Source organism: Candidatus Neomarinimicrobiota bacterium (assembly GCA_030743815.1).
Lineage (GTDB): Bacteria > Fidelibacterota > Marinisomatia > Marinisomatales > S15-B10 > UBA2146.
This window is the reverse complement of sequence record JASLRT010000098.1, coordinates 1-9,584: the sequence shown is the minus strand read 5'-3', so window position 1 is coordinate 9,584 and position 9,584 is coordinate 1. Positions and strand designations below refer to the sequence as shown.

Annotated in this window: 6 protein-coding genes and 1 tRNA gene; all 7 read right to left on the bottom strand. The window is 51.1% G+C overall.

Annotation, left to right across the window (positions count from 1 at the left end; translation table 11 throughout):
• A partial coding sequence (locus QF669_08445) for a Na+:solute symporter (GenBank protein MDP6457461.1) occupies positions 1-893 on the bottom strand: 893 nt, incomplete at its 3' end.
• 3 nt (positions 894-896) lie between these two features.
• On the bottom strand, positions 897-2,258 hold the full coding sequence (locus QF669_08440; protein MDP6457460.1) for a Gfo/Idh/MocA family oxidoreductase: 1,362 nt from the start codon (positions 2,256-2,258) through the stop codon (positions 897-899).
• Positions 2,259-2,290: 32 nt separating this feature from the next.
• Positions 2,291-2,704 carry a hypothetical protein gene (locus QF669_08435; GenBank protein ID MDP6457459.1) on the bottom strand — a complete coding sequence of 138 codons (414 nt, stop codon included), beginning with the start codon at positions 2,702-2,704 and terminating at the stop codon, positions 2,291-2,293.
• A gap of 207 nt (positions 2,705-2,911) precedes the next feature.
• On the bottom strand, positions 2,912-4,480 hold the full coding sequence (locus tag QF669_08430) for a DUF5723 family protein (GenBank protein ID MDP6457458.1): 1,569 nt from the start codon (positions 4,478-4,480) through the stop codon (positions 2,912-2,914).
• Complete coding sequence (locus QF669_08425) at positions 4,473-6,518, bottom strand: hypothetical protein (GenBank protein ID MDP6457457.1); 2,046 nt, start codon at positions 6,516-6,518, stop codon at positions 4,473-4,475. Before QF669_08425 ends, QF669_08430 begins: the two co-directional genes overlap by 8 nt.
• Before the next feature lie 285 nt (positions 6,519-6,803).
• Positions 6,804-6,881, bottom strand: a tRNA-Val gene (locus tag QF669_08420).
• Between the two features lie 21 nt (positions 6,882-6,902).
• A complete protein-coding gene (gene lon / locus QF669_08415; GenBank protein MDP6457456.1) occupies positions 6,903-9,335 on the bottom strand; it encodes an endopeptidase La in 2,433 nt (810 codons plus the stop codon).
• Positions 9,336-9,584 lie beyond the last annotated feature (249 nt).

The window sequence follows — 9,584 nt, the reverse complement described above, 5'->3', positions numbered from 1 at the left end:
ATCCACGGCCACGGCCTGAGGGCGTAGTGTGCAACGTTGAATAGAAAAGTAGCTCCTACGGCGTTCGTCTCATCCTTTGCTGAAAACATTCGCTGAGCGATGTAACCGCCGCCTCCGGGTTCGGCGCCGGGATAATAGCTGGCCCACCACTGGACCGCCAGCGGTACCAGCAGAACGGGTACCCAGACGTCAGGATTGGAAAGATCAGGAATCAGTGCCAGTCGGTCTTCCACGTTCTCGTTCGTTAGGAGATTGGCCAGTCCCCCCACCTGTTCCAGACCAAGCAGATAGATACACGCCCAGATCGATCCCGTCATAGCCAGGATGAACTGCACGAAATCGGTGATAATGATCGCTTTCAATCCCCCGAGAGCACTGTAGGCTAATGTAACAGAACATGCGATTGTGAGGGTCATCCAGCCGGGCCATCCCAGAACTATTTCGCCAAACTTGATTGCTGCCAGGCTTACCGATCCCATCACCAGCACGTTAAAGATCAATCCAAGATAGAGCGCGCGGAATCCTCTCAGGAAAGCCGCCGCCCTGCCGCTGTAGCGCAGTTCATAGAATTCAATATCGGTCAGCACGCCGGAACGCCGCCAGAGATTGGCATAGACAAAGACTGTCAGCATCCCCGTCAGCAGGAACGCCCACCAGACCCAGTTGCCGCTGACGCCGTTCTGCCGCACCAGATCGGTGACGAGATTAGGCGTGTCCGTCGAAAAGGTAGTTGCTACCATGGAAACACCCAACAGCCACCACGGCATGTTGCGCCCGGCCAAGAAAAAGGACTGCGTGTCCCGGCCGGCTTTTTTTGATGCCCATATCCCCACCACCAGAGAGAGGACAAAGTAGGCAAATACGATGATCCAGTCGATGGTTGAGAGCGTCATATGCTAAATATCATCTGTGAGGGCAAAGATAGGCGTGTTGGATTTCCACTTTCCACGCGTAAAGTCAGGAAACTTCACGGCTGAACTGCCGCTAGCGATGGACTGTTCAGAGAGTGGGCTGATGACACTCATGGAGACTGCATCATAGACATCGACAGGTGGAGCCGCATCTCTCTTTACGGACTCGAGAAATGCTCTAACGATGAAGAAATCCATACCGCCGTGACCGGCGCCGGCAGCCTGACCGGCGAAGCGCTTCCAGAGCGGATGATCGTACCTTTCGAGGTAAGGTGCCGCCGGCTCCCATCTATTTTCTTCCGGACTGACGCTTTCGATATAGATGGAGTCGTTGTCCACCATCCACAGCCCCTTCGTCCCCTGCACACGAAAGTTGAGAGAATAGGGACGGGGAGAATTGGTGTCGTGACTTACGACCACGGTCTGCCCGTTGGCACACTTGATGACTGTCGTTACGATGTCGCCGAGCTTAAACTCGACCTTGGCATTGGGATGGTCCTCGCCCTCCTGATCCAAAATGTACTTATGCAAGCCCCGCGACTGGGTGGCAGTGGATGTAAGATGGACAAACCGGTTGCCGCGGTTGATGTCCAGCATTGTTGAAACGGGACCGGCGCCGTGTGTGGGGTAGAGATCACCGTTCCTGTTGACGGAATGGTTCGTCCGCCACTTAGCCTCACTGAACCCTTTTTCGCCGAACTCAACCCCGCCGCCGTAAGCCTGTTTACCGTCGTTGAACTTCACGTGACGGAGATCATGCTGATAACCGCAGTGACAGTGAAGGAGTTCACCGAACAGCCCTTTCCTGATCATGTTGAGGACGGCCATCACATCGCGGCGGTAGCAAACGTTCTCCAGGATCATGCAGAATTTTCCCGTCCGCTCCGACGTATCAACGAGATACCAGCAATCCTCCACAGTCAGAGCCGCGGGGACCTCCACCCCCACATGCATCCCCGCCTCCATGGCGGCCAGTGCCATAGGCGCATGCCATTCCCACGGTGTGGCGATGATGACGCCATCCAGATCTTCCCGCTCGAGCATATTGAGGTAATCCTCAGGTCCTTTGCGATAGATTACAGGCTTTTTGCGTCCGGCCTCCTGATAAACCTTCAGCGCCATGCCGATCATCCCTTCGTCTATGTCGCAGATGGTGGGCACCTCCACATCTTGGCGTCTCAGGGCAAGCTGAATGTGCCATTGACCTCTCAGTCCCGTGCCGATAACGCCGATACGCACCCTTTCCCTCGTGAGCGATCTACGCAATAGCCCCGCCGGCAGGATCGCGGCTCCCGCAGCGACAGTTGCGGTAGATTTCACAAATTCACGTCTGCTGATTCTACTCATCCTCTTGTTACCCCCAATCTGAGGCCGTTAACCTAATCTCGATTCCTGAAGGTCAGTGCGGCTGCAACCGCTCCGGCAAGATTGAAAATCAGGTCCTTCTTACTGAAGAATCCTCTCGGCCTGCGACTGTCCATAATCTCTTTGACCAATCCCAAGACAATTCCGCTGGAGACAGCAATCGCCATGGCAGATTCAGCAGGTAGATCACTGTTCTGCGCCATGAGGCAGTACGAGCCGCCAACCCATGCATAACTTAGTACGAAATGGTACACTTTATCCTTAGAAAACCACGGATCGATAACTTGCACCACGGCGGAAGAGTCATCTAGAATGTTTGCGGTCGTGTCGGCGGGCTGCGCCTTACCTACATTCAGGCTGAAGATCAGAAATCCGATGACAACTATCTGCCAGCGATAAAGCGTTGCCGAGGCCACTTTCTGCTTCATAACGGGGAAGCTAAGATACAAACAAGGCGTGGTAATGACCCCGTATTATTGTGGAAGTATGGATTTTGCTGGATTCTCTCACGAGCCGGAAGAAAACCCGTGACCCTCGTGCTTGAAAGGCAGGTTCTGTGAGCAGACTTGTCTGCGGTTAGTTCAATCTAAGAAAACGTCAGTACGGAAAATCGAGAATTGGGTTAAGAGTTCGGTTTAGAAAAAGAACGTCTGTTCAAAGGCTATTGACACTCCCTTGGCATCATTGAACATGCCCCTCGTCTGGGAGAATCCGACATCAAGATGGTAGCCGGCAAAATTGAGTCCGAAACCTGTCCCCCATTTAAACTCCTCAAAGCCGCCGAAACTGAAACCCAGCCGTAGGGGGAGCCACGCCGCGGGTCTCGCTTCAGCCGCCACCGAAAAGATCGGTGACGTATCGAAGTTCAACTCTTCCACAAAGTATTGCCGGTAGTTAGCGTAGATGGTCATTTTCGGAGCGAGATTGTACTGAAGTCCTGCTAAAAGATAAGTAGGATAGCTGGTCTTGACAGTTTCGCCAGACGACTCTTCTTCCGTTAAAAAGTTATCAGAAAGGGAATCAACCTGAGCGTTGTCTGTGAGATCCACACCCTTCGTGTTAAGATCGAATGTGGCGTCGTAGGTGGAGGCGTTCGTCCACTGAATCGTACCAAGGAGGTTGTGCAGTGAGAGTCCCGCCGACATCCTATCATTGACATCCGCTGCGGCACCCAGATCCAGAGCAAATCCGCTCCCGTTAAACAACGCCATCATGGCACTTGAACTGCCGCTAAACTGTACCAATTCTTTATGCGTCGAGATTGACCCTGAAAAACTCTCTGTCCTCAGCCTGCTTACACCGTAGAGGTATTTCAATGCGCCACCCACAAAGAATCGTTTAAAAACTTTGTCTAAGGTGGCGTTCCCCGTCATCTCTTTGCCGTAAGCGAAAGAGATGGGGACAACCGCTTGCACGTCACTTCTATAATCATCCAGTGATACCGGTTCATCAAACCGCAGTCCGTTGAAGATCATACCCATCATATCTTTCGGGATCACCACCGAACCGTTTACCTCAAGGTTGATCGAGAAAGCAAAGTTTCCGATAGCCACACCGAATGGCGCGCGGATAGCCGGGACAAGACTCCATCCCGTTTCAGGAAACGTGTTTAGCATCTCCTCTTTAACCTCTTTATCGAGATATCCGCCACTGCTCAGGTACTGGCTTATCCATGCTGGAGAGATTACGCTATTGTCCAATTGCCCTGCCGCTGAGAAGAAGGGTACCCGTAAAGCCTTGCGGACCCTTACAGCGGGCGCACTGATGAGTGCGGGCTCTTGTATAACAGGCTCATCACTTATCGGTTCAGGCTGAAGTTTGACTACCGGTTCGGTCGGCTCAACCGCCACCGAATCAACATCGGGCGCCGCTTGCGCTACAATCAGGTCTTCAACCAAGGTGTCAAGTTGTAATGCCGTTTCATCAACATTGACAGAAATCTCCACTTCAGGCATCACGGGTACGGGCTGCTCAATCGCCGTAAGCTCCGCTTCATCGACGACGAGTGGCTTGTGCGCCTCCCAGTAGCCAAGATTAGCAGGATTCCAGCCAATGGCGTCGACACCTCTTGACTGCGTCATATAGGTTCCTGCCACACCGATGGAACGGGCACTCATATTCACCTGGCCATCCAAGACGTGCACACCTAACAGGAGCATTGAAAGGAGAATACTTATGTAAATTGGTCTGCTGCTTTTATTCATCTTCAGGGTCCACTAGATATTCGATCGATCCATAAAAGAGGATGCTCAGAGATTCCGTGGAAAGAAACTTAACAGGTACTGGATTTCCATCGGCATCTTCCTCACCAGTGATTTCGATCTTTGTTTTTATATATAGGTCATCTTTGAACAGGTCGATCTTGTCTTGAGACATAACAAAGGAATCAAGTGACGCTGAGTTGGGATTGAGGGTGACGCTCGCCAGGATATCCGGTGAGACTGACGATCCTGATTCGAAGTAGGCGGTATCCTCGGCCACCATTAGTGTGATGTCATTGCCGAAATCGAACTGATTGTCGTAATCGAGGAATATTTTCAGAGCTTCGAGTTCTTCGGGAAATTCCCGTTCCACTTTTTCGGCATCCAGCTCAACGACAGCGGCATCAGTCAGCTCGAAAACGAAGGGGATCGATATAAGGAATTTCCCTTTGAACGTTTCCGTACCATAGAAGGTGATGACGTCTTCTCCACCCCCTACAATGGCTTTGCCGAAGGCGAGAATCGAATCGGGCTTGATGTTGATCAATGCCTCGGCGTCAGGGATGATGATCGTATGACTGTCTGGATGAGTAATGTTCCACCCTCTAACAATTCTCGTGGTCGCCGTGTCGATGTTTGAAGCAACAATATCGAGATCGAGCCGCACCGGAATCGCGATATCCGTATCAAAGGTCATAGACATGTCTACTTCCGTGAAATCCATGCCGTCAAACTCTTCTGGTAGCGTTGTTATTTCCTGCCGGATCGTATCGACAGGTTGCTCCATCGCTTCAATGATACCAGTAATCTCTGAGAAGACAAGATCATCGCCAGCTTCTGAGCCGTAAAGGTCGATCCGAACTGTGATGCTGTCCGTACTCTCAACGGACCGGTACGGTTCAACAACATCACTCTCCGTAGCTTCCGTCACTACCTGATAAGAATAATTCACCTCCTGGGGATCGAGCGCAAGATCCAGCACCATCCAGTTGCCGGCAAGATCGTAGGAAGACAGGATTTCATTCTTCCTCGGCATACTTATAGTTGTCGAAAAGGGGCTTCCATTGTCTTGCAGCGATGCGATCTCAAGGTAAAGATCTGCATCCAGGTCCAAGCGATTATTGATGGCGACTTCCAGTGTCCCCTCATTGATCTTAGCTCGCTCCACTCTGTTCCCGGAGTCTAGTTCGATGATGCCCTTCTCATCAATAGTCTGCTCCGGCACCTTAGCCAACGCCGAGATTACTTTCGGTTCTTGGCCTGAGATCTCGACGGTGAAGCTTGACTTTCTGGCGGCTGAGTCAATCGTGATAGTGTTCCCTTTTGACCCTGAAGAGGTTCCTGTTACTAGAATCTTGATATCACCCGGCAGCGTCACACCCGTGAGATCCATTTCCTTAGTCGACGAACTGTTGACGCCAATCTCTTCCTCCCACTTAGCGGCGGAGGTTAACAGGGTCGTCCCGTTTGCATCCTGTAAATCCACTATGACAGGAGGGCCGAGGGCGATCACCATATTATTCGCAATTGTCAGAGATAGCGTCCCACCGACAAAATCGGCGGACTTAAAGCTATCGAAAGTAAAGCTCTTTGCAATGGGCTGAAGAGCAAAAGATGGAATAACATTGCCGCCAGAGACACTGCTGACGGCCGGGTATATTTCGCTGAACAGAAAGGGATCTGTTTTTGAAGGATCAATGTTGCTCAGTTTGATGGTGTCAAGGGGAGAATTGATGAGCTTCTCGATGGGATCAACCCCCACCGCGTCATCGAAGGTCTTCTCATCGATATCCATCGTATCTCGGAAGGCGAACAGTATGGGAGCTCCACCCTCATCGTCGGGAATCTTTTGAATGAGGGAGTCATCCAGAATGCTCTCCAGCGTCACACTCTCTTCTGTTAGCGGAAAATCTATTGTCACAGTCCAGGATGGAAGATCGGTAGGCACCTCAAGCGAACAACTGTAAAACCACGCGGAAGTCAGAAAGGCACACGTTGCCCATGTTGGTCTTCCGGCAGATATGTTCTTTTGCTTTATCACTGTATACTGTTTCCCCTAGCCTTATTCTCTACTTAGTCTTTTTACTAGCTGCGGGTCCTATTCTGTGCACATCAAATAAGTTTATCGATTTTAGCTTAACTTGATGAAGTTACCAATAATAAGGTTTTAACTTATGATGGCGATCAGAACGTACACACTTATTGCTATCCAGATTTGAGTCTTGACAGCATTGCGGGATGTGCCAAAAAATGTCATTCGACCAGTTCTTGTGGAATTTTGATACTAGCCCAGGCCCAGGCGGACAGGGAACCAGTGACATTGGAATGGTGGGCGCTATAGGATTCGAACCTATGACCTCCGCCTTGTAAGGGCGGCGCTCTGAACCAGCTGAGCTAAGCGCCCGGCTACTTTTCTGAGAACCGCCTAAGCGGCGACGGCTCTCTTTTTCTTGACCGCGCCGCGACCGTTTGTGGTGCTCCTTTTCCTCGATTTGGGAAAAGCGTGTTGAATGACATCAGAAACTTCCTTCACAAAATGAAATGTCATATCCTTGACCACCTTTTCAGGGATCTCTTCAAGATCCTTCTTGTTGAAAAACGGCAGAATTACTTCCCGCAAGCCCGTCCGATGAGCCGCCGTCACTTTTTCTCTGACTCCCCCTATAGGCAAGACAGCACCACGCAGTGTAATCTCTCCTGTCATGGCAAGGGTCTCCTTTACAGGGCGATCGGTAAGCAGCGATACGATGGAGGTAAATATGGCTGTTCCCGCTGAAGGACCGTCCTTCGGAATGGCTCCGGCCGGGACGTGAATGTGGATGTCATACTTCTCATGGAATTCGGGATCGATTCCCAGTTTTTCAGCATTCGCCCTCACATAGGAGAGTGCCGCCGTAGCTGACTCCTTCATGACATCACCCAGCTTCCCCGTGAGGGTAAGGTTACCCTTACCGGGCATTCGCGTCGCCTCTATGAACAGAATATCACCGCCAACAGACGTCCACGCCAACCCGATGACTACTCCCGCTTTTTTCATCCTTTCAGCCATTTCTGAGAAGAATCGTGGCGCGCCCAGGAAGTCGAGCACGGCACTTTTGGTGATCTTCACGAATTGTTCTTTCCCTTCAGCTCGTTCCCGGGCCACCTTGCGTAATACATTGGCGATCTCCCGCTCAAGATTTCGGACACCCGCCTCACGTGTGTAAGACCGGATCAATTCCTGTATCGCTGCCGTGTTGAATTTGCAGTCTTCGTCGCTGAGTCCATTCTCCTCCAGCTGCTTCGGGATCAGGTACTGTTTGGCAATCTGGATCTTCTCCTGTTCGATGTAGCCCGAAAACTCCAGGATCTCCATCCTGTCCTGCAGTGCTGGAATGATAGGATCCCGGATGTTTGCCGTTGCGATGAACATCACGTTGCTCAAGTCGAACGGCACTTCCAGATAGTGATCACTGAATGAAAAATTCTGTTCAGGATCGAGCACCTCCAGAAGCGCGGAAGAAGGATCGCCACGGAAGTCAGCGCCTACTTTATCTATCTCATCCAGCATGAAGAGCGGGTTATTCGTTCCCGCCTTCTTCAGACTCTGAAGTATGCGCCCCGGAAGAGCGCCGATGTAGGTCCGGCGATGACCACGGATCTCCGCCTCATCACGGACACCTCCCAGGGAAATCCTGACAAATTCTCGCCCCATTGAGCGGGCGATAGATTGGCCCAGCGACGTCTTGCCAACACCGGGCGGACCGACAAAACAGAGGATCGGCCCCTTAACGCGACTGTCTTTAGTCTTCTCTTTCTTCAGTTTCCTCACCGCCAGATACTCGATAATCCTCTCTTTCACATCGTCCAGACCGTAATGATCCTCATCGAGGATCCGTTTCGCTTCCTTGGTATCGACCTGGTCCTCGGTCGATTTGCTCCATGGCAGATCCATAAGCCAGTCAAGATAAGTCCTCGAGACGGAATATTCCGGCGACTGCGGCGGGATCTTGCTGAGACGGTCAAGTTCTTTCAGGGCTACCTTCTCCGCCTCTTCGCTCATTTTAGCCGCTTTTATCTTCTCTTCGAGATCGCTCAGTTCGGCTGTTTCGTCGTCTTCACCCAGCTCTTTCCGAATTGCTTTTAGCTGTTCCCTGAGATAATACTCCCGCTGCGTCTTGGTGATTTCATCCTGCACCTCAGATTGTATCTTCTCCCCTAAATGAATCCTCTGGATCTCACGATTAAGCAGGACCGTCGCCTTCTCCAGTCTCTCTTTGACGTCGAGTTCTTCCAGAATCTGCTGCTTCTCGTTTGTGGGAATGGTTACAAGGGAAATCACTCTGTCCGCAAGGCGTCCGGCTTTGAGGATATTACTGAGTACGCCCGAGTGTTCTTCTGTCAGATAAGACGCAATCTTGATCAATTCCTGAAAAACGTTGCGGATATTCGAACTGAGAGCTTCCACATCGATACCTTCGGTATCACTGTCCTCCCACCGCTTCACGGCGGCGGTGAAATAGGGATCATCGGCAATATAAGAGAGAATTTTCACCCTATCCACGCCCTGTATAATTGCCGACTTACTGTTGTCCGGCATGTCAAAGACCTTCAACACAATTGCCAGTGTACCCCATTCATAGAGGTCGCTGGCTTCAGGATTTTCCATGGAACCGTCCTGTTGCGCCACCACCACAATCATTTTCTTTCCTTGAGGCAGATCATCTATTAAGCGCAAGGAGCGTTCCCTCCCGATATAGGTGGGAATCACCTGCTGCGGAAACAGGACTGTATTTCTTAGCGGCATCACCGGATAAGTTTCCGGATCAGCGACGCTCACATCCTGTTCAACAGTCTCTTCGTTTTCTTGTGCAATCATTATCACTCCACTTTCTTGAATTTACATAGACAGTTCTTTTTTTTCACGGTACAATACATCACAATCATCGTGCCAAAAGGCTGAGTCTACCTGAAATGGCATGACTGTTTGCCAATATGTCTTACCCTTTTCTCAACCGGTTTGCCGGATGGAGCTGATGAATTCGCCGAAGCTCTCAGCCCAGCTGGCCAAGGTTTCTTCAGGACCGACCAGTTTAAAGTAGTAGAAATCGTCGGGCGCTTCCACGAT